Raw genomic sequence first — 25069 nt, 5'->3', positions numbered from 1 at the left:
CTTGTATTCACATCCAAGGAGTTAAGACTGATCAGAAGACCACCTATTTTTGTTCCCGACTAGGCTATGAAACCAAAACCACCTATCAATTCTCATGCTGGGAACCAAAGGAGGAAGTGCTGAAATTGATGAAGAAGAGGGGGATGATATCATGATTGCACTTATCGATATAGATTGGCTAAGTGAGCATAATTATGATGAGAATCTAAGAATCATTGATTGTCGTTTTTCTCTGGGAAACCCGTCAGAGGGGCGTCAACTGTATAAAGAGAGTCATATTCCAGGAGCCGTATTTTTCGATTTAGAAAAGGATTTATCAGGATATGTGAAAAAGCATGGAGGGCGTCATCCCCTCCCGAATATGAAGAACTTTTTGCGCAAGGTTGAGGACGTCGGTATTGATAACGATACAACAGTTATCATTTATGATGAAAAGGAAGGAGCCTTTTCCGGCCGATGCTGGTGGTTGTTCCAATACATCGGACACGAGAAGGTGTATATCTTAAATGGTGGATTTTCCGCTTGGAAAAAGGCTGGAGGGAAAACAGAATCAAGCGTACCTGTGTATCCCCAAAAAAGTTATCGTCCAAGCTTTAATGAAACCATTGCAGCTTCTCTGGATGAGGTGAGGAGTATTGCAAGTGGGGAGCGAGATATCCCTTTAATTGATTCACGAAGTAGAGAAAGATACCTGGGTCATGAAGAACCAATTGACCGAATTCCAGGTCATATTCCGCGGGCCATCAACCTTCCATGGACAGATGGTGTGAAGGATGGATATTTTATTCCAGGAGTAGAGCAGAACGAACGATTCTCACACTTAAATAAGAGGGATCCAGTAATTGTCTATTGCGGTTCCGGTGTAACAGCAACTCCGAATTTCATTGCTCTTAAGGAAGCAGGGTTTAATCATGTGAAGCTTTATATTGGAAGCTACAGTGATTGGGTTTCCTACAATGATCACAAGGTAGATAGGGAATAAGAGGGATAGCTAATTGGAAAAGGTTCATCACTTTTCCAATTAGCTATTTATTCGTATATGTTATACTTTATAAAGTGAACTAAATCGAGAATGAACGATGAGGAGTGTATGATTTGAATAATAAAAATGAGCATTTATTACTTATAGATGGAATGGCACTTTTATTTCGATCTTTTTTTGCAACAGCTGTAACGGGTCAATTTATGATGAACTCAAAAGGGCTTCCCACTAATGGAGTTCAGGGATTTATGAAGCACTTGTTAATGGCAGCGGATCATGTGAAGCCATCACATATCATTGTCTGCTGGGATATGGGAAGCCAGACATTCCGTAATGAAGTATTCAATGATTATAAATCGAATCGAAATGCACCACCCGTTGAACTGATTCCGCAATTTGATCTTGCAAAAGAGGTGGCAGAAGGATTTAATCTTTCTAATGTAGGGGTAGTAGGCTATGAGGCAGATGATTGTATCGGTACTCTTGCCAAAATTCATCATACCGAGCGCAAAGTATCGGTTCTCAGTGGTGATCAGGACCTCTTGCAGCTTTTGGATGACAATATCGATATTATGCTCCTGAAAAAAGGCTTTGGTAACTACCAAACCTATACGAAAGAGATTTTTGTGGAAGAAAGAGGAATTACTCCTCAACAATTTATTGATGTGAAAGCATTAATGGGTGATACAAGTGATGGGTATCCAGGGGTTAAAGGGATCGGAGAGAAAACAGCATTAAAGCTGATTCAACAATATAAAGATATTTCAGGTATTCTCGACAATCTGCACGAGTTAACCCCATCGCAACGAAAGAAGATTGAAATCGATCTGGACATGCTTCACGTTTCAAGAAAGTTAGCTGAGATTCACTGCGAGGTGCCACTATCTGTTTCGGTAGATGAAGCCCGTTGGAATAACGTAGCTCATGAAACTCTTTCCCTTGTGGATGACTTAGAGTTGAAAGTTCTTAGAAGATATTTAGTGGGCTCTAATGTGATGGTTGCCTCAAGTTAACCTTTAGTAGGAGTGTCAGGGATCGTTTTTGACCCTGACACTTTTTTAATGGTGAAATGCTTACTTTTTATTTGCTTTTTTAGCAGCATTTTCTAACTTGCTCTTCGGCTCCATGGCAAATTCAGCATCCTGGGAAATCCCTTGTGGATTCACACTTTTAGCGCTTTTACCTTTGTTTTTGTTGTTACCTTTTGTCATACCAAAACCCCTCCTTTAATGTGGTCATTATTATTTTGGCTATGTTTATTACAAATATCCCATGTGTAGAGGATTTTAGGACAAACTAGAGACAGGGAGGTGTAAGGGTGAATAAAGGGATAGTAACGGCGCTTATTAGTATAGCCCTCGCACAGGGGCTTAAGATTCCACTACATTTTTTGAAAAAGAAGGAATGGAAACCTGAGCTGTTTTTCCAGACAGGGGGAATGCCAAGTTCCCATAGTGCAGGGGTTTCCTCTTTAACAACATTCATTGCCTTAAAGAGGGGAGTCAAAACGATTGACTTTGCTCTTTCATTTATCTTTGGTCTCATCGTCATGTATGATGCCCAAGGAATTCGACGACAAACAGGTGAACTGACCCTTAAAGTAAACAGTTTGGATGAGCTTGTTAGAAAAGCTCATGAAAAAGAAACGGTGGAATTCGAAGAAAAAAAGCCAAAAAGACTGAAAGAAATGCTGGGACATCAGCCTCAAGAAGTCGTTGGCGGTGCGTTACTCGGCTCATTTATGGGCTACATTGCCTTCCTGATATCGAAAAAGGATAGGCAAAAGAAAAAATTTTCTGTAAGATAAGAGAAGATAAAGCGGTGATAAGGTGAGGAGAAACGTGAAAAAGACAACAGAAGAATTTCTCATAGATCTCGAAAACAAAGGATTCAAATTTCAGGAAGATGCAATTGGCTTCATCTATTTCGGAAAAAAATATACTGACGCCCCGGATGAACTGGTCAATAGCGCCATTGAAATAACATTAAAAGCACAGAAGCAATTTGACAGCAGTTTCTATATGTCCATATTAGAAAGACTTCATTCCCAGCAAATCGCATCCCGAAAAGAAGCATTGAGGTGGATGGAGAAACAGGGCCTGGCATAGAGAAAAGCGTAGGCGGCTTGATCAGACCCGACAAGCATAAGAAAAGAGACCACCAGAAAGGGTGCATCCTTTATGGTGGTCTTTACAATGTTGGTATGTGATTCACTCTCGGTTATTGTAGAACGGTCGGTATATAGAAAACGGGTTATAACGAGAATGGTAATAAACGAATCCTCTTCTAGTTCAGATGGATGGCCTTACGGGCCAGCTCATCCGCTGCTTTATTCTCTTTACTTGGTATCCACTTAACGAAAAAAAGGTTTATTTGCTTCGTCATATTCAATATATCATCGAGCAACAGTTTAAATTGCGCATTCCGTACAAATTCTTTCTCAATCGCATGAACGACTGCTTGTGAATCACTTCGCAGCCACACGGTATCCGCTTGTTTTTCCAAGCAGATTTCAAGAGCTTTCTTACATGCAATAAATTCAGCTTCATGATTATCCATGATCCCTAAAGGTATGGAGTGTTTTTCCACTTCTCCATTGTTTTTAATAAAAATACCGGCTCCACTTGGCCCCGGGTTTCCGGCACTTGCCCCATCAATATTTACTTCTAACACATATATTCACCTCAAACACATTCTGAATATTAATATAGTAGCATATATAAGAGTGATTAAGGAGGATTATTGGTTTTTCACGTTTTCATCCTCAACATACAAAAGTCGAGTGAAAATCAATCACTCGACGTCAAAAATCAAACTATATTCTTAGGGAATCGTTTTGCCACATAACCAAATGGGGTATCAATTATGGATATGATCCATTTGATGAGATAAGTAGTAATGAATATTTCAAACCAAACATCCATCGGATATTCTCCAAGAAAAGCGATGCTGGTGAATACAAGAGTATCAAGAAGCTGACTTACCATCGTGCTTCCGTTATTGCGAATCCAAAACTGTGAATCTGAAGGGAATTTCTTCTTTAAGAACGTGAAGATATACACGTCTGTTAATTGACTTACGAGGTAAGCCACTAAGCTTCCAAGTGCAATTCTCGGAATGATCCCAAAGATCGTAGCGAGAGATTCCTGGGCGAAATCTTCAGGATGCGGTTGAAATATCAACGCCAGCTGCATAATAATAGTCATAACGATTAAAGTGAAAAATCCCAGCCAAACCGCTTTCTGGGCTTCTTTTTTTCCATATTTTTCGTTCAGGATGTCCGTTACTAAAAAAGCGGTCCCGTACATGGCATTTCCTAAAGTGGCGGTCAACCCGAAAATTTCTATCGTTTTAACGACCTGTAAGTTAGCAAGTATCGTGGATATCCCTATCCATACAAATAGTCCGGTCCGTCCAAACATTCGATACATAATAATAAGTAAAGAGAATGTGACGAGAACGAAGACTAACCCAAACCATATATTAAACATTTCATGTCCTCCTAAAGTGTAAGCGTAAATAAACAATAGTCCCCATTATACAAATAAAAGTGAAATTGAACAATAAGATGGAAAAAAAGGAGTGAAGATTTATGGAAATGAAACTTAAATTTAAATATGTAAGCAAAACAGCGTCAAGTATATGGTTTGAATCAAACTACTTCCCAAGAAAAGAAACAATGATTCATATTGATGATTTGATGAAAACAGGAAGGGTCCAAGAGCTTGAAATCATCGATGAAATGGGGAATTCTTGGTCAAGGAAGGAATTTATTAAACTGAATCAGGAGTTAGAAAAAGAACCTGAAAACATCAAAGTGTATTTTGATGGGGGCTATGATAATGAGACGCTCCTTGCAGGTGCCGGGATTGTGGTCTACTACGACAAAGGAGGAGAGTCTTTCAGAATCAGAAAAAATGAACTCCTGGAGGAAATAGACAATAATAACGAAGCGGAATATGCTGCTCTACATATAGCTCTCCGATTACTTGAGGAGATTGGCGTCAAAAGTATGCCTTGTACCATTAACGGGGATTCCCAGGTTGTATTAAAGCAACTGAGTGGGGAGTGGCCTTGTTATGAGGAAGGATTGAATCGGTGGCTTGATCGAATTGAAGCCTTGATTAAAAAACTTAGATTGAGAACCAGTTTGGTCGTACTGAATAGAAAAGACAATAAAGAAGCGGATAAGCTGGCTAATCAAGCCTTACAAGGTACAAAAGTACACAGCAACAAACGAATAGAATAATTTCTCCCTCTATTATATACTCTATAAATAATAACCACATTTAGTCCTTGAACAAGCTTAGGAGTGATCACATGAATCGAAAACAAGTGGTGGATAAAGTGGATGAACTCATAGACACCTACTGCAATGATTGCTTGCTTAAAGCACACTTTCGCAAAGAATACGGCAAAACGCATGCTCACCGCTTTTGCATAGAAAAATGTACGATTGGGGAACAAATAAAAAATTATGGAGAAAAATTGAATTAAAAAGCATAGACGGCTTGGGAAACCCAACCGGTTTCTTTGACCAAAAAAAAGGGCGACAATTCTGGGGTATTCCCCCGTGAATTGTCGCCCTTTTGCATGCTATATTGTTCGGCCTATTATAATTTAACTACGTTTGCTGCTTGAGGTCCGCGATTTCCTTCTACAACGTCGAAAGAAACTTCTTGACCTTCTTCTAATGACTTGAATCCTTCACCTTGAATCGCTGAGAAGTGAACGAATACATCGTCTCCACCTTCAACCTCGATGAATCCAAATCCTTTTTCATTGTTGAACCATTTTACTTTACCATTTTGCATTTTCGAATCCTCCTAAATGTTTCAAGCACGTTTGTGCCTCTGGAAAATAATTTTCACGAAATGATGACTTCCATTGCTTAAGAATAAGCATGAAAATTGTACACTTCAATGATGTCTTAACTATACAATATGGCGATTTTCGAGTCAATATTCACACTATTTTTGCGGAAATTTTTAAATAATTTGGTGATGATGTATTGACAAATATTGAGTAAGGTAATAAAGTTTGCACTAGGGAAACTTTTGTAGTTTAATAAAAAATAAATTACTTATGTAAAAAAAGGTGAACATATGTAAGTTTCATGAATAGGGTAAATGTAATAGAAAATAAAGACAATGAGATTGGGGAGGAGATCACATATGAATAAAAGACTAATGGTTCTTGTTGGGATGATCATTATTTTATCGGCAGGACTTATCCTTGCAGGGTGTGGAGCTACTACAAGTGGACCTTCAAGCGATAAACTAGTTGTAACGACGACAATCGGGCAAATAGGAGACGCGGTTGAAAATATTGGAGGAGAACATGTAGAGGTTCATAGTTTAATGGGACCAGGTGTAGATCCGCATTTATATAAAGCGAAGCAATCCGATATTGGCAAACTTCGGGAAGCAGATATCATTTTCTATAGCGGCCTCCATCTAGAGGGGAAAATGCTTGAGATCTTCGAAAAAATGAACAAGGAAAAACCGACCTATGCTATCGCTGATAGTATACCTAAAGATAAGCTGCGTAAAGATCAGGCAGATAATACGGCGACAGACCCACATGTATGGTTCGATATTGATTTATGGAAAATCGCATTAGAGCAAGTACGGGATGGATTGATCGAGAAAGATCCTGAGAACAAAGAAGACTACATTCGAAATACAGAGAAGTACTTTGAGGAATTAGATGAGCTTAAAGCATATGCTACTGAAGAAATGGCAAAGATTCCGGAAGAGCAAAGGGTTCTTGTTACAGCGCACGATGCCTTTAACTATTTTGGAGCAAAATACGACCTTCAAGTTATGGGATTACAAGGTCTGAGTACAGATGCTGAATATGGATTAGCGGACGTGCAGTCCCTTGTAAACACACTGGTAGATAGAAACATCAAAGCTGTGTTTGTAGAATCAAGTATCTCTGAAAAGTCGATAAACGCCGTTATAGCAGGGGCAAAAGATAAAGGCCATGAAGTCAAAAAAGGCGGGGAATTATTCTCTGATGCTATGGGGAAAGAAGGAACAGAAGAAGGAACGTATATCGGCATGTATAAACATAATGTTGATACAATTGTAAAAGGATTGAAGTAAAGTCTTAGGAGGGAAAACCATGAATTCAGTCGATATTAAGGGTTTAACCGTTGCGTATCATAGAAAACCGGTTTTAATGGATGTAGAGTTTTCTGTTCCAAAAGGTAAGTTAATCGGAATAGTCGGACCTAATGGTGCTGGTAAATCTACATTAATTAAAGCCATTTTAGGTTTGATTCCACGCTCGTCAGGAGATATAAAAATCTTTGAAAAAGCATATTCCCCTAAAAGTAAATTAGTAGGGTACGTCCCTCAGCGTGGATCTGTCGATTGGGATTTCCCTACTAATGCATTAGATGTTGTATTAATGGGGAGATATGGTCATTTGGGATGGTTTAAGAGACCATCAAAAAAAGATATTCGATTTGCAATGGAGTGTCTCGATAAAGTAGGTATGACTCAATTTTCATCAAGACAAATCAGCCAGTTATCAGGGGGACAGCAGCAAAGGGTTTTCCTTGCCAGGGCACTGGCTCAGGAAGCAGAAGTCTATTTCATGGATGAACCATTCGTTGGTGTTGACGCTGCAACGGAAAAAGCGATCATATCCTTATTGAATGAATTAAAGGAACAAGGCAAGACCGTGTTGGTTGTTCATCATGATTTACAAACTGTTACAGAGTACTTTGATTGGACGTTGTTACTGAATAGAAAAACGATCGCCTACGGTCCAACAAAAGATGTATTTAGCGTAGAGAATTTACAACTAACCTATGGAGGGAAATTATCTTTTCTGGAAAAGGATCAAATGTTAATTCATCCATAGAAAGAGGTGAATATGATGAATCATTTATGGCAATCGATCTTAACGGACGGAAATACCCAATGGGTATTACTGAGTACCTTATTACTGGGCATTGCGAGCGGAGTTTTAGGTAGCTTTGCTTTACTAAGGAAACAAAGCTTAATAGGGGATGCGGTCGCCCATGCAGCATTGCCGGGAATCTGTTTTGCATTTATGTTCATGGGGGAGAAAAATTTCTTTGTACTATTGATTGGTGCTGCCGCCACGGGTCTTCTTGCTGCTTACACGATACAACTCATTACGAACACAACGAGGATCAAGGAAGACACGGCTATTTGCTTAGTATTGTCTGTATTCTTTGGATTAGGCATCGTCCTTTTAACAAAAGTTGCACAAATGCCTACGGGCAACCAAAGCGGCTTGGATGATTTCATCTTTGGGCAGGCAGCTTCCCTGGTGGGGAGAGATGTTCAGCTTATGGGTTTAACGGCAGCGGCTCTAATTATTATTACGTCACTTTTATTCAAAGAATTTAAGGTGAGTACCTTTGATCCTCAATTCGCAAGGGGAATCGGGCTTCCTGTAGGATTTTTGAATTTTCTTTTTGTTTCCTTATTAGTAATTACGGTTGTCATCGGAATTCAAGCGGTAGGTGTCATCCTGATGGCGGCTATGCTGATCACTCCTGCCATATCAGCAAGATACTGGACGGATTCATTACGGACAATGGTCTTTATATCTGGAATGGTCGGAGGCTTATCAGGGGCAGTCGGAACGCTGATCAGTACCCTTGGTAAAGGGTTATCGACCGGCCCCTTCATTGTATTGACGGCTACAGTTATTTTCATCATATCCATGCTTTTTTCTCCAAAGCGCGGATTAATCTCGGTTATATTGAAAAGATTGAAAAATGATGATCGACTGGCTATGCGCTTTATATTGAAAAAGATGTATGAATCCGGTAAACCAACAATACGTATAGATCATTTATTTCAACAAAGCAATATTTCTACCTTGAGATTTAATCGGGTATTGAAGCATTTGATGAAAAAAGGTTACCTGAATCAAGAGGATGGAATATTGACGATTACAAAATCAGGGCTAATGAAAGCGGAGCAATTCAGCTTTGTTGATGAAATCATGGAACTGAAAGAAATGTACCCGAGTGAGTTGGGGTCACTTGATATCCAGTGGCTTGAAAAGGAAGAAAAAGAGGCGTTATCAAAAGAACAACTCACAAAGTTGCAAATGAAAATGTCCGATATTTATATGCAATATCCTTTCTTAAACGTAAAGGTGTCAAGCAGAAGGGGGGGGCAGGGATATGAGTTATGAATTATGGATTCTTCTGACTGGTAGTTTAGTAGGCTTATCCTGTGGCATCGTAGGATGCTTCTTAATCCTGAGAAAGATGTCTATGTTAGCAGATGCAATCAGCCATACCGTGCTCCTCGGATTGGTTATGGCATTCATTGTCAGCCAAAGTATGAATGGATTTTATATGCTGATCGGTGCAGCAGTGGCTGGATTGTTGACTACCTTTATGGTTCAGTTATTGAATTCCAGCGGGATCCAGGAAGATGCTGCAATAGGTGTGGTATTTACTTCCCTGTTTGCTTTAGGGGTCATCCTCATTTCATTGTTTGCCAAAAATGTTCATTTGGACGTGGAGCATGCCTTAATGGGTGAAATCGCATTCGTACCTTGGAATACCTTGTCCTTGCCTTTAGTCGGGGACATCCCAAAATCGGTTGTGATGCTAGGATCTGTATTGATCTTAGATATCATCATTATCTTCCTTCTATTTAAAGAGTTTAAATTAACCTCTTTTGATCCCAGTATGGCAGCAGCCATCGGAATTCCTGTACTAGTGGTTCATTATATATTAATGGGACTTGTTTCCGTTACGACTGTATCGGCATTTGATAGCGTCGGTGCAATTCTTGTTGTTGCGATGCTTATTGCTCCTGGAGCTACAGCTTATTTGCTAACTGATCAATATAAAGTGATGCTCCTTATGAGCGGTGTAATTGGAGTCTTTGATAGTATCATTGGATATTACGGGGCAAAGGTGTTTGATGTTTCCATTTCAGGCTCAATGGCAGTAGCCGCAGGAATTATTTTCTTCATTGTATGGATGATATCACCAAAGCACGGGTTGATATCAAGGTTCCTTAACCGAAGATTAACAGAGGAGTAATGACGTGCTTGGGTTGTATTCATTCTGTAGTTATAGTAAACTTTTAATGATATTTATGGAAATTTGGAGGGTACAGAATGCCTACACCAAGTATGGAAGATTATATAGAACAGATTTATATGTTAATTGAGAACAAGGGTTATGCAAGAGTATCAGATATAGCAGAAGCTTTATCTGTTCACCCCTCCTCCGTTACCAAAATGGTGCAGAAGTTAGATAAGGACGATTATCTCATTTACGAGAAATATCGCGGGCTTGTTCTGACTCCAAAGGGAAACAAAGTAGGAAAGCGTTTAGTATATAGACATGAACTGTTAGAACAATTCCTTCGTGTAATTGGAGTAAAAGAAGAGCATATATATGAAGACGTTGAAGGAATTGAACACCACCTGAGCTGGGATTCCATTGACCGCATTGGAGATCTTGTTCAATTCTTCGATGAAGAGAAGGACCGCGTAGAAGAACTTCGAACAATTCAAAATCGCACTGAATGATAATGGGTAAAGCATGTAGAATCTAGACAATTCAAACCAAAAAGGACTTCTTGCTAGAGCATGAAGTCCTTTTTGGCTTGTCGATCTGAAAAGTTTACCATCACTCTAGAAAATAGAAGGGTAGTGATTGAAGCTTCCATCATCGACCGACATACTTGATAGTTCTATTTCTCCCCACTCATTTTCATTCAGGACTACTCCTTGAAGTAATCCCTCTGATGCTTCCAATACAGCTTTTCGATAGGAGATAATACGGCCGGAAGAAGTTTGAAAACTGATAATGTCACCATGGTAGTTCCGTTGAACCCTAGAAATCTCTTCCATACAACATCACCTTTCTTGTTCTGATTATAGGACTAGTATGGACAAAAGAGCAGTAAAACATAATCCAGATCATGAAATGGTTTACATAATAATATTATGATATTCAAATGATTAAACAGAGATCATACTTGAAAAGAAGGATTATGGTTCACTGAATGAGAATAAAGAATAGTATAGAAAAAATATTGAGGTGTACATATGAAGAATTCAGAATGGCATACAAGTGCCAAGTCACGCTGGGAAGATAATGCGGATCATTGGCATTCCAAAAGTGTAGAGATGTGGACAAGTGGAAGCAGGAAGGCTATAATTCCCTTTTTCACTAAACAAATTGAACGCGGGGATGCTGTAGCAGACTTAGGATGCGGTGATGGATATGGTTCGTTTTTGCTTTTCGAAAAAGGATATGTCGTCACGGGGATGGATTTCTCTGAAAAAATGGTTCAAATCGCAAAGAAACAAGAAAGGGACTCATTATCTTTTGTTCAAGGAGACTTGCGTTCTCTTCCTTTTCAAGATGAACAGTTTCAAGCTGTAATGGCGATTAATTCAGTTGAATGGACGGAAGACCCCCTTCATACCCTGAACGAAATCGAGCGGATTGTGTCTCCTGACGGGTATATATGCATTGGCCTATTAGGTCCGACCGCTCACCCCAGGGAAAATGCCTATCCGCGCCTTCATGGAGAAAACGTCATCTGTAACACAATGATGCCTTGGGAACTGGAAAAGCTGGCTGGTGAAAAAGGCTGGAAGAAGGTTGACGAAGAGTGGGTCTACAAAAAAGGAGTAACGTCTTCATTGACAGAGACGCTTCCAAGTGAATTAAAGCAAGCTTTAACCTTTATGACATTGTTTATGTTTCAAAAATAATGAACATGCTCGATCGGAATGGGATCGAGCATGTCTTTTTATTTACTGACTTCATTTACAAGTTCTTTTTTGATACGTTTATATTGAATCGGTTTGGAGATATCCTTGTCCACTGCTGAGACGTTTCTTTCTCAAGGACTGAATCCAACACGAGCTTTCCCCAAGTTTATCATCCAAGAATATAATTCTGCACTCCTTCTATGATCACCGGCCAGGAATGGAGGTCCATATTTAAGGCCGGTTCACAGGAGACATAAACCTGCAATGAATATTCCTGTAAAGCAGGATCCAAGGAAGCTAAAGAACCGATTCCGGCACCAAATAGGATATTAAGTGGAGGTTTCCAAATCACATTCTTCTTTCAACAAGGGTGTTTATCCTGTGCTCGTGTCGAAGAATATCCTCCACGATCGTTGGACAGGCATTCTTGTTAAATAATGAGGAAATATTTCTCGATAATGATTCTTTGGTGTTGTTATCATATAGACATCGATAAATGCTTTTAAGAAGATCCGTTTGATTTGAATAGGTGAGTGCCGCAGTCAATTTTAATAAGTACTTGGCATTCTCATTCTCCTGACCGGGTGCGGGCTTGAAAATAATGATAGGCAATTTAAAACAAGCAGCTTCCGTTAACGATAAGGCACCCGACTTAGTGACCAGACAATCAGTAAGGGAAAACAGGTTTTCCATTTTGGAAATATATCCGAAAGTGTGGATGTTACCGTTGGATTTATATTTTTCTAGTTGATTGTATAGCTGATCGTTCCTCCCGCACACAACAGCTACTTGAAGATTATGATCATTCGATAGGGAGGATAAAAGGGGTTCGATATTCGGAACCAAACCTAGACCACCCCCCATAATGGTGATGGTTTTCCGGTTTGGGGAAAGTTCAAATTCTTTATAGTTTTTTTTAACTGTATGATGAAAGCTGGAACGGATAGGTAATCCGCTAACGAAGATTTTCTCTGTCTCTACTCCGTAAGTGACGAGCGTCCTCTTAACGTGATCTGTTGCCACATAGTATTTCTCGATCATGGGATGAATCCACAACGGATGAACACAGTAGTCTGTAATGACGGTATATGTGGGTATGTTTAAGCTTGAGCGAAGCCTCAGGTATGGTGCAGCATGAAGTGGGAATGTCGTGACAATGCATGACGGTGAGTACGTTTCAACCAGTTTCATTAGGCGCTTTTTTCCTAAATGCTGATAAAAGTAGCTCAATCCTTTTGAGGAAAGTTTATCGGTTCCATAGTAGAATGCTTTATAGAAAGGGGAACCGAATTTGGAATATCCTTTTCTTAATAAATTCTGGGCCAAGGAGTGCATTGCAGGGTAGGCTTCTCCATATAGATCACAGATGCTCACCCATTTATATCCCTGGATCCTAAATGTATGAGCTAGAGTTTCAGCAGTTTGAATATGTCCTTCTCCAAAACGAGCGGTCAAAATTAGAACTGACTTTTCTTGCAGCAATCTTATTCCCCCTATAAAAGGCAATAATGGTGGAGATATAAAACATAGTGTAAAATTAAGTAACACTACCATTTAAGATTACAAAGGGATTGTAAATGAAGTTTAAGAGTAAACATGATTTTTTGTAAAATTTATATCTAGGGCTTAGGCCCAATACCTATTACATAACTAGAAGGTGAAAACAGGTGACAACGACGAAGAAAATAGTGAAGTCAGATATTGAAATTGCTCAACAGGCGACTATGCAACCGATACTGGACATTGCAAAGAAAATAGGTCTCTCAGAACATGATATCGAGCTTTATGGTAAATACAAAGGGAAAATCACGTATGAAACAATTCAAAAAATCCAGGGTCAGTCCGATGGGAAATTAATCTTAGTCACTTCGATCAATCCCACTCCTGCAGGAGAGGGGAAATCAACGGTTACGGTTGGACTCGGGGATGCATTAAATCAGTTAGATAAAAACACCATCATTGCCATGAGGGAACCATCACTTGGACCAACGATGGGAATAAAAGGCGGTGCAACAGGAGGAGGGTATTCCCAAGTGCTTCCCATGGAGGATATTAACCTTCATTTCACAGGCGATATCCACGCTATAACGACTGCAAATAACGCTTTAGCCGCATTGGTGGATAATCATATCCATCAGGGAAATGAACTGAATATCGATCAAAGAAGGATTGTATGGAAGCGGGCTCTGGACATGAATGACCGTGCCCTTAGACAAATAATCGTTGGTTTAGGTGGACCGGTACAAGGTGTTCCACGTGAAGACGGATTTGATATTACAGTGGCTTCTGAGATTATGGCAGTTCTATGTTTATCTCAAAATCTTGATGAATTAAGAAGAAGACTTGGACAAATGGTTGTCGCATACAACTCTACAAAGCAACCTGTAACCGTTGAAGATTTAGGAGCTGAAGGGGCCCTGACATTATTGTTAAAGGATGCCCTGAAACCTAATCTCGTTCAAACGATTGAACATTCCCCTGCCCTTGTTCATGGAGGTCCATTCGCAAACATCGCTCATGGGTGTAACAGTGTCATGGCGACTAAAACGGCTCTTAAGCTGGCTGATTATGTTGTAACGGAATCTGGATTTGGTGCTGATTTAGGGGCGGAGAAGTTTCTGAATATCAAATCCCGAGCTGCAGACATAGCCCCGGATGCCATCGTGCTTGTAGCCACCATTCGTGCTCTGAAGATGCATGGAGGTCAAGGGAAAAGTGAACTTCAAATTGAAAACCTTCGAGCTCTCCAAAAAGGATTGTCTAATCTCAAAAAGCACATGGAAACGTTAGATCATTTCAACGTACCTTATGTAATTGCCGTTAATCGATTTGTGACGGATAGTGATGACGAAATCCAGACCCTTATCAAGTGGTGCGAAGACATGGGAGTTCAAGTTTCACTAACCGATGTTTGGGCAAAAGGTGGAGAGGGTGGCAGAGATTTAGCGGAAAAGGTGCTGCGTGAAATCGAAGGGAACACAAAAGAATTTTCCCGCCTATATGAACTTTCTGATTCACTCCCATCTAAAATTGAAATGATTGCAAAAAAGGTTTACGGAGCGAAAGAAGTTGACTACACAGTGAAAGCACGAAAGCAGCTCGAGCAGTTTGAAGACCAGGGGTGGGGCGTCCTGCCGGTTTGTATGGCTAAAACCCAATATTCCCTATCAGATGATCCTACAAAACTCGGTCGTCCTGAGAATTTTACAATCACAATAAGGGAGCTGAAACCGAAAATCGGAGCCGGTTTTATCGTTGCTTTAACAGGAGAAGTGATGACGATGCCCGGCCTGCCGAAAAAACCGGCTGCGTTTGGAATGAATGTGGATGATGAAGGCAGGGCCATAGGGTTATTTTAGCCACTCAGGTTTGAAAGGAGAGGAAAACATGTTTGATCCAACAGCCTTTGACAACTTAAAGGTAATCTTTGAGGGAGCAGTATATGATCTTGATTTGTCAGGGGAAATTCATATTCTTGATCGGAAGGATTTATTTGACTTTGCCCACTACGAACGTTGTTATCAAATTCACTATTCTTTACCTTACAAGGAATCCATTTCGATAGAGTTTCATTTGAAAGCGGATATGGGTCACTTTCTGGCGGAGCGAAAGATGATGACAGAAAAGAATACAGCAGGAGCTGATATCCTCATCGTCTATAAAGGTGACGAGAAGTTGAAGGATGGCCGTAAGTTACTTGAAGAAACATGGGGTAAAGATAAAAAGTGGGAATGGAAAGAAGTGATATCCTCTCTTAATCCTCCTGCCTGCGAGGGGAATCTGACTTTTAATAGAGTCATTACAGAAGAAATGGTTGATGATGTTCTTCAAATGATTTCCTTTTCAGTTGAAACGTTACAACAACTTGATCGAATAGACTTCTAGTATGGAAGAGAGTTCATAATTATATAGAAAAAGGGGATTTTTACAATGAGAATAGCCTGGGTTACAGATAGCACAGCATTTGTTCCGACTCATTCGAGCAGTAAAGAAAATCACATCTATATCGTTCCAATGAATATCCTCTTTGGTGAGAGGGAGTATCAAGACGGAGTTGACTTATCTCCGGAAGAATTGTTCTTCAAGTTAAAGGAAGAGAAAGTAGAGGTGAAAACCTCACAACCTTCAATCGGTACCTTTAAAGAGTTGTTTGAAGAATTATCCAAGGACTACGATTATATCTTTTCAATCCATGTCTCTTCACATTTTAGCGGAACATATTCATCTGCCCATCAAGCTGCAGAGTTGTTAAAGGAAACACTACCAAACATTATCTGTATAGATTCGAAGGTCATTTCCAATCCATTGACGGAATTAATCCTATACGGTCAAAGACTACAGCATGAAGGAATGGCTCCGTTACAAATTAGGGAAGCTATCGAAAAAAGAATCGCTTCTTGTGAAACCTATGTCATGGTAGGCAGCTTGGAGCAACTCCATAAAAGTGGCCGAATGAGTGGGCTGTCATTCTTCCTCGGAAGTGTTCTTAATGTAAAGCCCATGCTTGCGATAGAGGATGGTAAACTTGAAGTGAAGGATAAAGTAAGGAGCATCAAAAAAGGTTTGAACAGCATGGCTGATCAATTAAATAGGGCTCTCACCAATAAACGAATATCGAAAGTTTCCGTATTACATGGTTTAAATCGTGGAGATGCTTTAGAATGGATTGAGCAACTGCAAGAACAATACCCGGATATCGAATTTGGGGCGTACCCGCTGGGTGCCGTGATAGGCGTACACGCAGGGGCCAATACAATCGGTATAAGCTGGTTTGCAGAAGACAAAGTGAATTAATGCAAAAAGGAGTGATGTGGAGAATGATGCATCGACTCCTTTTTATTCTGATAAGAGAATATTTTTTGGTACAATGGAGGAGAAAGTGATATGGAGCGAAAAAAGTTGGACGATATCATCGACTATTTAAAACGTCAGTACTTTGGAGAGTCTACTGGACATGATTGGTTTCATTTGAATCGTGTCCGTAAACAGGCACTTATCATTGCAAGGGAAGAAAATGTACCCAATACATATATTATCGAACTCGCTGCATTGCTTCATGATGTTCCGGATGAAAAGTTCGTTGAAGAAGAAGAGGGGAAGGAAAAGCTGGATTACATTCTATCCACCCTCTCTCTTCGGGATTCTGAAATGGAATTGTTAAAATCAATAATTTATTCCATTTCATATAAAGGTGGTCACGAAGCAGAATTAACCTCCATAGAAGCGAAAATCGTGCGCGATGCCGATCGTCTCGATGCCATTGGTGCCATAGGAATCGCCAGGACGTTTGCGTATGGGGGAAAGAAAGGTCGATCACTATATAATCCTGAATTTCAAGTTAGGGTGGGGATGACCTTAGATGAGTACAGAAATGGGGATAGTTCCAGTATCCATCATTTCTATGAAAAATTACTAAAGCTGAAAGACTTGATGTGTACGGAAACGGGAAGGAAACTGGCAGAGGAACGTCACGCCTTCATGCTAGGGTTTCTAGAGCAATTTAATAAAGAATGGAATGGTCAAGAATGAGAATGTTAACAGCTGAGAATCTTTCTAAAACGTATGGGGAGAAAACTTTGTTTAAAGGTATATCGTTTTCAATTACTGAGAAAGAAAGAGTCGGACTGATCGGGGTGAATGGAACGGGTAAATCAAGCCTGTTGAAACTCATTGCCGGGATGGAAGAATATGATACTGGAGAATTTTCGAAGCCGGGCGATTATCATATTGCCTACCTTCAACAGGAGCCTTCTTTTGATGGGAATTTAACCGTAATACAACAAGTATTTCGTGGTGAAGCAAAAATCATCCAGGCTATGCGAAATTATGAAATGGCCCTTATCGAAATGGAGAACAACTCAGATGATCCAAGAATACAAGAGGATTTATTTGAAGCTCAAAAGCAAATGGATATCCTTCACGCCTGGGATGCAAGTGCAAATGCGAAATCCATTTTAACAAAACTGGGAATTCACGACTTTTCAAAGAAAATGAGCGAGTTATCAGGCGGGCAAAAAAAGAGAGTGGCGCTGGCGGGCGTCCTGATCGAAACACCGGACTTATTAATCTTGGACGAACCGACCAACCATTTAGACTACCAGTCAATTAAATGGCTGGAAGATTATTTAGGGAAGTATAACGGCTCCGTGTTACTCGTGACCCATGACCGTTACTTCCTCGATAAGGTAACGAACAGAATCTTTGAATTAGATGGAGGAAACCTTTACTCCTACAAAGGAAATTATGCCTCATTTATTGAGGCGAAAGCTTCCAGGGAAGAGGTGGAACGCCAATTATCCGAAAAACAGCAAAATCTTTATCGTAGAGAGCTTGCCTGGATGAGAAGGGGAGCAAAGGCGAGAACCACTAAACAAAAGGCTCGAATTCAACGATTCGAAAACTTGGAGGATACGATGTCTTCAGGTCCATCTGGCGGCCAGGTAGATATGGCAATCGGAGGAAACCGTCTGGGTAAACAAGTATTTGAATTCAAGAATGCGTCAAAAATGTTTGAAGACAAGCGCATTTTAGAAGAGTTCTCTTTCCTCATCAAACCTAAAGACCGTATTGGAATCGTAGGTAAAAACGGGAGCGGTAAATCAACTTTTCTCAACCTCCTTGCAGGGACAGATGAGCTTACAAGCGGTGAATTACTCAAAGGTCAAACCGTAAAGGTCGCTTACTATACCCAGGGTCATGAAGAACTTGATGAGAATATGCGTATGATCGAATATATAAGAGAAGCAGGAGAATATATAACGACGGATAAAGGAGAGCAGATCTCTGTTACATCCATGTTGGAAAGATTCCTATTTCCAATGAGCACACATGGTACATTGATCCGAAAGCTTTCCGGTGGAGAAAAACGAAGACTTTTCTTACTTAAGCTATTAATGTCAAAACCGAATGTCCTCCTACTTGATGAGCCGACGAATGATTTGGATACAGAAACCCTCACCGTTCTGGAGGATTATATAAACGAATTTTCCGGTGTTGTCATAACCGTTTCCCATGACCGATATTTTTTAGATAAAACAGCCGAGCAATTATTGGTCTTCAATGGAGATGGACAAATCGACTTTTACTTTGGTGAATACACTGAGTACCTGGAAAAGAACGAAGCGAAAAGTAAGAAGCAAGATCCGGTCAAAAAGCAAGAATCTGCTCCCTTGAAGGAAGAGAAAGAGAAAAAGAGGCTTTCTTACATGGAAAAGAGGGAATGGGACGAAATCGAAGAAAAGATGGCAGACATCGAGCAGCGTATAGAAGAAGCAGATGCTGAGCTGCAAAAGGTCGGCAGTGATTTTGAAAAAGCACAAAAGTTAATGAACGAAAGTGAAAATCTCAACGAACAATTGGAAGAGCTCATTGAAAGATGGACATACCTCTCCGAATTTGCTGAATAAGCCTCTTCGTTTAAGGCGTCTTGGATACTGTGTTAGAATGGATGGTATAAGAACAATTTATAGAAAGGGGTACCAAGCTTGAGGATAGTATCGATTGAACCTACTCCAAGTCCTAATACAATGAAAGTTCTGCTTGATCAGGAAATGAAAGCCGGAAAGAGCAATAATTATAAAAAAGATGAAGTGGACGGGGCTCCTCCCGTCATTAAAGACATTCTTGCCATTGAAGGCATCAAAGGGGTCTATCATGTTGCCGACTTCTTAGCCGTTGAACGAAATGCGAAATTCGATTGGCAAGAGCTTTTGCCACAGGTTAGAAAGGCATTCGGTGAAGATACTCTCGATCAGGAAAATGAATCTCCCATGGAAGAACATTTTGGTGAAGTGAATGTTAGCGTACAGATGTTCAAGGGGATTCCCATGCAAGTGAAAGTGACAGATGGGGAACAAGAGAAGCGTTTTTCCCTTCCAGCACCATTCCTGGAAGCGATCGGTCAGGCTCAAAAAGAGGGAGATAATGTCGTCCTTCTCAGAAAGTGGAAAGATTATGGTATCCGTTACGGGGACTTAGATGAGATTGGCAACAATGTGACGGAAGAACTGGTTGCAGCCTATCCTTCTGAAAGGCTGGCAGCACTTGTCCAAGAAGCACAGGAAACATCCGATTCCAAAGGACCTCTTATTTACAAGAAAAAGCAAAAGGTGAGTATCGCGGACTTTGAAGCCCCGGACTGGCAAACAAGGTATCAGAAGCTGGATGCGATGGAGGATCCCACTTTAGACGACCTACCCCTGTTGGAAAAAGCGCTGGAGGATGAAAAAGTATCCATTCGCCGGTTGGCTGTTGTCTACTTAGGAATGATCGAAGATGAAAAAGTCCTTCCTCTATTGTATAAAGGTTTACAGGATAAATCAGTGACTGTAAGAAGAACGGCTGGAGATTGTCTGTCAGACCTGGGCTTTAAGAAAGCAACTCCTGAAATGATCGAAGCTTTAAAGGATAAAAGCAAGCTTGTAAGATGGCGTGCTGCAATGTTCCTTTATGAAGTTGGCGATGAATCTGCACTGCCAGGATTAAAGGAAGCAGAGAATGATCCGGAATTTGAAGTGAAATTACAAGTGAAAATGGCAATCGAACGAATTGAAGGCGGCGAAGAAGCAAAAGGTTCTGTTTGGAAACAGATGACCGAAGCACGTCAACAATAAAAGAGAGAAAGGATTGAAATATGATGTCAATGGCATATGAAGAGTATATGAGACAGTTAGTTACGCCGATGAGACAAGAACTTACAAAAGCAGGCTTTAAAGAGCTGGGTACGGAAGAAGATGTAGTGAATCATATGGAAAATGCCGATGGAACAACCCTGGTTGTTGTTAACTCTGTATGTGGGTGTGCAGCAGGACTGGCAAGACCAGCTGCAACGCAATCAGTCATGAATAATGAAAAAACGCCAGACCATCTTGTAACGGTTTTTGCCGGTCAAGACAAAGAGGCGACAGCCAAAATGCGAGAGTATTTCGAAGGATACGAACCTTCTTCCCCATCCATGGCCTTACTGAAAGGAAAGAAAGTCGTCCACTTCATCCCTAGGGAAGAAATTGAAGATCATGATATTTCGTCGATTATTTCCAATTTATCCACAGCTTTTGACCAAAATTGCTAAATGGCCAAAAAGAAACGGGTGACTCTGTCATCCGTTTCTTTTTATGGTAGGATAAATAAACGTAAAAAATATGTACAAGTAAAATGTACCGATAAAGGAGAATGTTTATCGTGTTTGTCACTACATGCGGGAGAGCGAACCAGGAAGTCATAGAGAAAGCATATAAAACAGCTGAGGTACTCGATATTCCCTATATCCCCAGAAAAAAAAGATCGATATTACACCATATGAATCTGCATGGACAAGACTGTTTAGTCATTGGAAAAGAGAGATTGGAACTTCATTCAAGAGAAGAAAATAGCGGCCCTTTCTTTTTCCATCCAAACTCCGCTTCCTTTCGGATTAAAAGAGTCATGCGAGGGGAGATCGATCCACTCATTGAGGCTGCAGATCTTAAAGAAGGTATGAGTTTCCTGGACTGTACGCTGGGTCTTGCTTCAGATAGTATTGTCGCCAGCCATATCGTCGGCGAAAAGGGGAGAGTAGTCGGAATTGAAGCGAATAAGTATATTTCACATATCCTTCATCACGGACTAAAAGACTGGGTATCTCCACTCGATGAACTGAATAGCGCTATGAATCGAATCACCGTCATTAACGGGCATTTTCAGAAAGAATTAAAGGGTATACCGGATGATGCTTTTGACGTCGTCTACCTTGATCCGATGTTTGAAGAAGCCTTGACCGATTCTCACGGAATCAACCCCATCCGCCAGTGGGCAAACTACACAGGCATAACAAAAGAAGGAATAGAAGAAGCAAAAAGGGTGGCCAAAAAACGGGTAGTATTAAAAGAACACTATCAGTCCCCATTATTCAAAGAACTGGGATTTGACGTAATCAAAAGACCATCAGCCAAATTTCACTTTGGAATCATTCGAGTTTAAAGAACATGTTTATAAACGGATTGTTGATTTTTAATGATAGGTAAATTATGTAAATGAACAGCATTGTTTATCAAAACTAAACAATAAAATAGACAGGCATCTTAAGCCTGTCTAATCATCTAAGTATTAATCAGTGAATCCTAGTACAACGAAATAACCTAATAGAAGTAAGTATCCGATATTGATCATAAGTCCTGTATCCATCTAGTTATCCTCCTTACAAAGTATCCTCTTTAATATACTACCACATAAATATTTTTATATCCTACAAAAAAATGAAACCTTTTTCACTTTTTATCCGTAAGAAATAGTATAATAATAGACGTAATACATAGGAAAGGACGTTATCTATGTCAATCTGGCTCAAAAAGTCGTTTTTTATCCTGCTATCCATCCTGACATTTGGACTTGTTTCCCCTTCACAAGCCTTTCTAAATGAACATAATCATACCATGGCAAAAGGCAATGGGAAGCCTTCGTCGGTTGAATCTGTTCCAGAGGAAGTACTGGAAGAGGAGTCTTCCATTTCCTATGAGGATTTCGTAGGGAATATGATGGTACAGGCAGAGAAAAACGCTTATGAAAAGTTCGGGGCTAAGATCAAGCCTGTCATTGAAGACGAATTCAAGTCTTTAATCCTTCCTAAAATCGAAAAGGCGATAGCTGATACAGCTGTTCAATTTCCAGAAGAAGACTTAACGTCACTTACTATTTCAGAAGTGCCTCAATATGCAAAAACGGAAAAGATTTTTCATATTTATGACGAACGCTCTGGTGAAGATGTCATACGTTTCCATGTAAGAAAAGATCATCCGCCAAAAGACGGCTATTACTTCAACTTTCACTATCATACAGTGCATGACCAATTTCAAGCACATCATGACTTAGGAAGCATCTATTGGGATAAAAACACTCCACCGCAATGGATGAGTGTTTCGTAATCCCAGTGATTTCATAGAAATGAATGAAAGCAAGTACGTGGACGAGCGTGCTTGCTTTTTTTGTATCTACAGGGATTGAGGCCATTCCGGCAAGTTCACCTTATACATGCGCCTCTGCCCAAGCCGCCTCCGCTTTAGTGTCATCCAGCTCCGGCGGCTAGCCCCTCGAGGTCATAAGCTAAATTGGCCAAGAAGGCAAAGGACGCCTTCCCGGCCAATTCATCTTATGCTTGTCGGGCCTGAACGAGCCGCCTCCGCTTTAGATATTGGAAACAATCTCTCCTAAAATCGACACTATCATTATGTTAATATAGTAATAATAATGATGTTACTTTCTCTGGATGAAAGGAGGGGGCAATAAGTGAAGCGCATCTTCATCGTCCTCGCTATTTCGGTTATTCTTGTCATTCTGTGGGCCCATTCAAAAGCTGACTACAGTGGAACCCTCTTAAAGCATTCTCCTCTTAAAACACAATTACAACTTCAATCCAGTAAACAATTAGAAAACATGGTTCTGTTGCCCCAGTCAAATTATGATAAATCAGGGGCAATGGAAATGATTGAGAGACTAGATCATATTCCGACTCCACTCTTAGAGTCTACGAATTCACAAAATATTAAAATAAGATTATTTGAAAAAAATTTAACCGATTTTTCTACCACAAGTCACTTGAAAGGAGTTACCCCAAGAGGGTACACTAATAAAAGTATCACATGGGATGACGTTCCTGGAATTGGCGGATCCAAGCTTGTTTTGGTGAAAATCGGTCACAGTGAGAAAGGGAAAGGTCACAATTCGATTAATTTAGAATTACATGAACTCGCCCACAGTATAGATCGTTACGTCTTAAAGGACCTTGACTTTGAGCTCGAATTCATGCCTCTTTGGAAGAGAGAAGCTCCACAGGTTTTCCCGGACCAACCCTATTTTCTTCAATATAAAGAAGAATATTTTGCAGAAACATTTGCCATGTATTATTTAAACTCAGAATCTAGAAATCTTCTTAAAAAGAAGGCACCAGCAACATATCAATTTTTCAAGGAACTATAAACTTATAAAAGGTGTGGTCAGTGTGAAGCAATATTTAGATTTGTGTAAACATGTTCTGGAAAATGGCACGAAGAAAGAAGATCGAACAGGTACAGGCACGATCAGCACGTTCGGTTATCAAATGCGTTTTGACCTAAAGGAAGGTTTCCCTCTTCTTACCACTAAAAAACTGCATGTGAAATCCATCATCCATGAACTTCTTTGGTTTCTAAAAGGGGATACGAACGTTGAATATCTTCAAGAAAACGGAGTCCGAATCTGGAATGAATGGGCGGATGAAAACGGAGAATTAGGTCCTGTATATGGTCATCAATGGAGATCATGGTCAGGAGCGAATGGTGAAACGATTGACCAAATAACGAATTTGATTGATACAATCAAAAACAATCCCGATTCCAGAAGAATGATCGTAAGCGCATGGAATGTTGCAGATGTAGATCATATGGCTTTACCCCCTTGCCACTGTCTATTCCAATTCTATGTAGCCGATGGAAAACTATCCTGTCAGCTTTACCAACGATCTGCTGACGTATTCCTGGGCGTTCCTTTTAATATTGCATCTTATGCCCTATTAACGATGATGGTAGCACAAGTTTGTGATCTGGAACCAGGAGAGTTCGTCCATACTTTTGGTGACGTCCATATCTATCAGAATCACCTTGATCAAGTAAACTTACAGCTTTCAAGGGAACCCAGATCATTACCAACGTTAACAATCAATCCTGAAGTAAAGGATATCTTTGGGTTCAGCTTTGAGGATTTCTCCCTTGAAGAATATAACCCTCATCCCCATATCAAAGGAGTCGTGAGTGTATGATTTCTTTTATATGGGCAATGGATAAGAATGGCCTGATTGGGAAAGACAATGGTTTGCCATGGAGATTACCGGAGGACCTGAAATTTTTCAAGAAAACGACGGATGGCCACGGGGTCGTCATGGGAAGAAAAACGTTTGATTCCATTGGTAAGCCGTTACCAAAACGCGAGAATGTCATTCTTACAAGAAGTAAAAACTTTCAACCTGAAGGCTGTCTTGTCCTGCATTCTGTGGAGGATATCCTGGAATGGGCGGAAGGAAGAAATTCAGAAACCTTTATTATGGGTGGGAGAGAAGTGTACAAGCAGTTCATCCCTCACGTAGATAAGTTGTATGTAACAGAGATTCATCATGAATTTGAAGGCGACACGGTAATGCCTGCTATCCCTTGGGAGGAATTCACCTGCACTTCCTCTGAAAAGGGACTAAAAGATGAAAAGAATCCTTATGATTATGAATTTAAAGTGTATATAAGAAAATAATCGCTAATAGGGGAATGCCTGATCTGTTCAGTATTCCCCTATTTTTGTCTATTTTCCTATCTATCCTTCCTGTATAATGATGAAAGGAATTTC

31 protein-coding genes are annotated in these 25069 nt (G+C 40.2%); 24 read left to right on the top strand and 7 right to left on the bottom strand.

What is annotated here, in order from left to right:
* The first annotated feature begins 151 nt into the window (after nt 1–151).
* On the top strand, nt 152–982 hold the full coding sequence (locus ACCB35_RS13355) for a sulfurtransferase (protein WP_374057021.1): 831 nt from the start codon (nt 152–154) through the stop codon (nt 980–982).
* A gap of 113 nt (nt 983–1095) precedes the next feature.
* Nucleotides 1096–1995 (top strand): 5'-3' exonuclease H3TH domain-containing protein, encoded by a 900-nt coding sequence (locus tag ACCB35_RS13350; RefSeq protein WP_374054129.1) that lies wholly within the window; start codon nt 1096–1098, stop codon nt 1993–1995.
* A gap of 60 nt (nt 1996–2055) precedes the next feature.
* Here the strand turns inward: ACCB35_RS13350 and ACCB35_RS13345 are convergent, their stop codons facing one another.
* Entirely contained in the window at nt 2056–2193 is a 138-nt protein-coding gene (locus tag ACCB35_RS13345; protein ID WP_044336427.1) for a hypothetical protein, read from the bottom strand.
* Between the two features lie 107 nt (nt 2194–2300).
* Here ACCB35_RS13345 and ACCB35_RS13340 point away from each other — a divergent pair, with 107 nt between their 5' ends.
* The gene (locus ACCB35_RS13340; protein ID WP_044336429.1) at nt 2301–2789 is read left to right on the top strand and encodes a divergent PAP2 family protein; all 489 of its coding nucleotides are present in this window, start codon (nt 2301–2303) and stop codon (nt 2787–2789) included.
* 34 nt (nt 2790–2823) lie between these two features.
* Entirely contained in the window at nt 2824–3090 is a 267-nt protein-coding gene (locus ACCB35_RS13335) for a DUF6123 family protein (RefSeq protein ID WP_299737841.1), read from the top strand.
* Nucleotides 3091–3268: 178 nt separating this feature from the next.
* On the opposite strand, the gene ACCB35_RS13330 is transcribed toward ACCB35_RS13335, so the two are convergent.
* Nucleotides 3269–3655, bottom strand: coding sequence for a reverse transcriptase-like protein (locus ACCB35_RS13330; protein ID WP_374054128.1), 387 nt, complete (start codon nt 3653–3655; stop codon nt 3269–3271).
* A 137-nt stretch (nt 3656–3792) separates the two neighbouring features.
* Nucleotides 3793–4473 (bottom strand): queuosine precursor transporter, encoded by a 681-nt coding sequence (locus tag ACCB35_RS13325; RefSeq protein ID WP_044336437.1) that lies wholly within the window; start codon nt 4471–4473, stop codon nt 3793–3795.
* A gap of 101 nt (nt 4474–4574) precedes the next feature.
* On the opposite strand from ACCB35_RS13325, the gene ACCB35_RS13320 reads away from it, so the two are divergent.
* Together ACCB35_RS13320 and ACCB35_RS13315 are read left to right on the top strand one after the other, a co-directional pair.
* On the top strand, nt 4575–5231 hold the full coding sequence (locus ACCB35_RS13320; RefSeq protein WP_374054127.1) for a reverse transcriptase-like protein: 657 nt from the start codon (nt 4575–4577) through the stop codon (nt 5229–5231).
* A 71-nt stretch (nt 5232–5302) separates the two neighbouring features.
* Nucleotides 5303–5479: a zinc-finger domain-containing protein gene (locus ACCB35_RS13315; RefSeq protein ID WP_374054126.1), complete on the top strand. Its 177-nt coding sequence runs from the start codon at nt 5303–5305 to the stop codon at nt 5477–5479.
* Between the two features lie 116 nt (nt 5480–5595).
* Here ACCB35_RS13315 and cspD read toward each other — a convergent pair whose 3' ends face one another.
* Nucleotides 5596–5796 (bottom strand): cold-shock protein CspD, encoded by a 201-nt coding sequence (gene cspD / locus ACCB35_RS13310; RefSeq protein ID WP_034758543.1) that lies wholly within the window; start codon nt 5794–5796, stop codon nt 5596–5598.
* A gap of 360 nt (nt 5797–6156) precedes the next feature.
* Between cspD and ACCB35_RS13305 the strand changes: the two genes are divergently transcribed.
* From ACCB35_RS13305 to mntR, 5 genes are all read left to right on the top strand, one after another.
* A complete protein-coding gene (locus ACCB35_RS13305) occupies nt 6157–7092 on the top strand; it encodes a metal ABC transporter solute-binding protein, Zn/Mn family (RefSeq protein WP_374054125.1) in 936 nt (311 codons plus the stop codon).
* A 19-nt stretch (nt 7093–7111) separates the two neighbouring features.
* Nucleotides 7112–7858 carry a metal ABC transporter ATP-binding protein gene (locus ACCB35_RS13300; RefSeq protein ID WP_374054124.1) on the top strand — a complete coding sequence of 249 codons (747 nt, stop codon included), beginning with the start codon at nt 7112–7114 and terminating at the stop codon, nt 7856–7858.
* 12 nt (nt 7859–7870) lie between these two features.
* Entirely contained in the window at nt 7871–9172 is a 1302-nt protein-coding gene (locus ACCB35_RS13295; protein ID WP_374054123.1) for a metal ABC transporter permease, read from the top strand.
* On the top strand, nt 9162–10037 hold the full coding sequence (locus tag ACCB35_RS13290; RefSeq protein ID WP_044336456.1) for a metal ABC transporter permease: 876 nt from the start codon (nt 9162–9164) through the stop codon (nt 10035–10037). Before ACCB35_RS13295 ends, ACCB35_RS13290 begins: the two co-directional genes overlap by 11 nt.
* Before the next feature lie 77 nt (nt 10038–10114).
* Nucleotides 10115–10531 carry a transcriptional regulator MntR gene (gene mntR, locus ACCB35_RS13285; RefSeq protein ID WP_044336458.1) on the top strand — a complete coding sequence of 139 codons (417 nt, stop codon included), beginning with the start codon at nt 10115–10117 and terminating at the stop codon, nt 10529–10531.
* 105 nt (nt 10532–10636) lie between these two features.
* On the opposite strand, the gene ACCB35_RS13280 is transcribed toward mntR, so the two are convergent.
* Entirely contained in the window at nt 10637–10855 is a 219-nt protein-coding gene (locus ACCB35_RS13280) for a DUF3892 domain-containing protein (RefSeq protein ID WP_044336460.1), read from the bottom strand.
* Nucleotides 10856–11053: 198 nt separating this feature from the next.
* Between ACCB35_RS13280 and ACCB35_RS13275 the strand changes: the two genes are divergently transcribed.
* A complete protein-coding gene (locus ACCB35_RS13275) occupies nt 11054–11728 on the top strand; it encodes a class I SAM-dependent methyltransferase (RefSeq protein WP_374054122.1) in 675 nt (224 codons plus the stop codon).
* Between the two features lie 169 nt (nt 11729–11897).
* Here ACCB35_RS13275 and ACCB35_RS13270 read toward each other — a convergent pair whose 3' ends face one another.
* Nucleotides 11898–12080: a hypothetical protein gene (locus ACCB35_RS13270; protein WP_374054121.1), complete on the bottom strand. Its 183-nt coding sequence runs from the start codon at nt 12078–12080 to the stop codon at nt 11898–11900.
* Nucleotides 12077–13210 carry a glycosyltransferase gene (locus ACCB35_RS13265; protein WP_374054120.1) on the bottom strand — a complete coding sequence of 378 codons (1134 nt, stop codon included), beginning with the start codon at nt 13208–13210 and terminating at the stop codon, nt 12077–12079. Before ACCB35_RS13265 ends, ACCB35_RS13270 begins: the two co-directional genes overlap by 4 nt.
* Before the next feature lie 185 nt (nt 13211–13395).
* Here ACCB35_RS13265 and ACCB35_RS13260 point away from each other — a divergent pair, with 185 nt between their 5' ends.
* From ACCB35_RS13260 to ACCB35_RS13205, 12 genes are all read left to right on the top strand, one after another.
* A complete protein-coding gene (locus ACCB35_RS13260) occupies nt 13396–15087 on the top strand; it encodes a formate--tetrahydrofolate ligase (protein WP_374054119.1) in 1692 nt (563 codons plus the stop codon).
* A 28-nt stretch (nt 15088–15115) separates the two neighbouring features.
* Entirely contained in the window at nt 15116–15613 is a 498-nt protein-coding gene (locus ACCB35_RS13255; protein ID WP_374054118.1) for a hypothetical protein, read from the top strand.
* A 45-nt stretch (nt 15614–15658) separates the two neighbouring features.
* On the top strand, nt 15659–16522 hold the full coding sequence (locus ACCB35_RS13250; RefSeq protein WP_374054117.1) for a DegV family protein: 864 nt from the start codon (nt 15659–15661) through the stop codon (nt 16520–16522).
* 90 nt (nt 16523–16612) lie between these two features.
* A complete protein-coding gene (locus tag ACCB35_RS13245) occupies nt 16613–17257 on the top strand; it encodes an HD domain-containing protein (protein ID WP_374054116.1) in 645 nt (214 codons plus the stop codon).
* Nucleotides 17254–19134 carry an ABC-F family ATP-binding cassette domain-containing protein gene (locus ACCB35_RS13240; RefSeq protein WP_374057020.1) on the top strand — a complete coding sequence of 627 codons (1881 nt, stop codon included), beginning with the start codon at nt 17254–17256 and terminating at the stop codon, nt 19132–19134. Before ACCB35_RS13245 ends, ACCB35_RS13240 begins: the two co-directional genes overlap by 4 nt.
* A 78-nt stretch (nt 19135–19212) precedes the next feature.
* Nucleotides 19213–20340, top strand: a complete 1128-nt coding sequence (locus ACCB35_RS13235; protein WP_374054115.1) for a conserved virulence factor C family protein — start codon at nt 19213–19215, stop codon at nt 20338–20340.
* 23 nt (nt 20341–20363) lie between these two features.
* Nucleotides 20364–20798, top strand: a complete 435-nt coding sequence (locus ACCB35_RS13230) for a BrxA/BrxB family bacilliredoxin (protein WP_044336477.1) — start codon at nt 20364–20366, stop codon at nt 20796–20798.
* Nucleotides 20799–20899: 101 nt separating this feature from the next.
* A complete protein-coding gene (locus ACCB35_RS13225; protein WP_374054114.1) occupies nt 20900–21685 on the top strand; it encodes a class I SAM-dependent methyltransferase in 786 nt (261 codons plus the stop codon).
* Nucleotides 21686–22035: 350 nt separating this feature from the next.
* The gene (locus ACCB35_RS13220; RefSeq protein WP_374054113.1) at nt 22036–22626 is read left to right on the top strand and encodes a YpjP family protein; all 591 of its coding nucleotides are present in this window, start codon (nt 22036–22038) and stop codon (nt 22624–22626) included.
* 361 nt (nt 22627–22987) lie between these two features.
* Nucleotides 22988–23677, top strand: a complete 690-nt coding sequence (locus ACCB35_RS13215; protein WP_374054112.1) for a toxin — start codon at nt 22988–22990, stop codon at nt 23675–23677.
* Nucleotides 23678–23699: 22 nt separating this feature from the next.
* Complete coding sequence (locus tag ACCB35_RS13210) at nt 23700–24494, top strand: thymidylate synthase (protein WP_044336486.1); 795 nt, start codon at nt 23700–23702, stop codon at nt 24492–24494.
* Nucleotides 24491–24976 carry a dihydrofolate reductase gene (locus tag ACCB35_RS13205; RefSeq protein WP_044336488.1) on the top strand — a complete coding sequence of 162 codons (486 nt, stop codon included), beginning with the start codon at nt 24491–24493 and terminating at the stop codon, nt 24974–24976. Before ACCB35_RS13210 ends, ACCB35_RS13205 begins: the two co-directional genes overlap by 4 nt.
* Nucleotides 24977–25069: the final 93 nt, after the last annotated feature.

The organism is Rossellomorea sp. FM04394 (assembly GCF_041889765.1).
Classification (GTDB): Bacteria; Bacillota; Bacilli; order Bacillales; family Bacillaceae_B; genus Rossellomorea; species Rossellomorea aquimaris_B.
The sequence above is the reverse complement of the archived record's forward strand: the minus strand, read 5'-3'. Positions and strand labels throughout refer to the sequence as shown.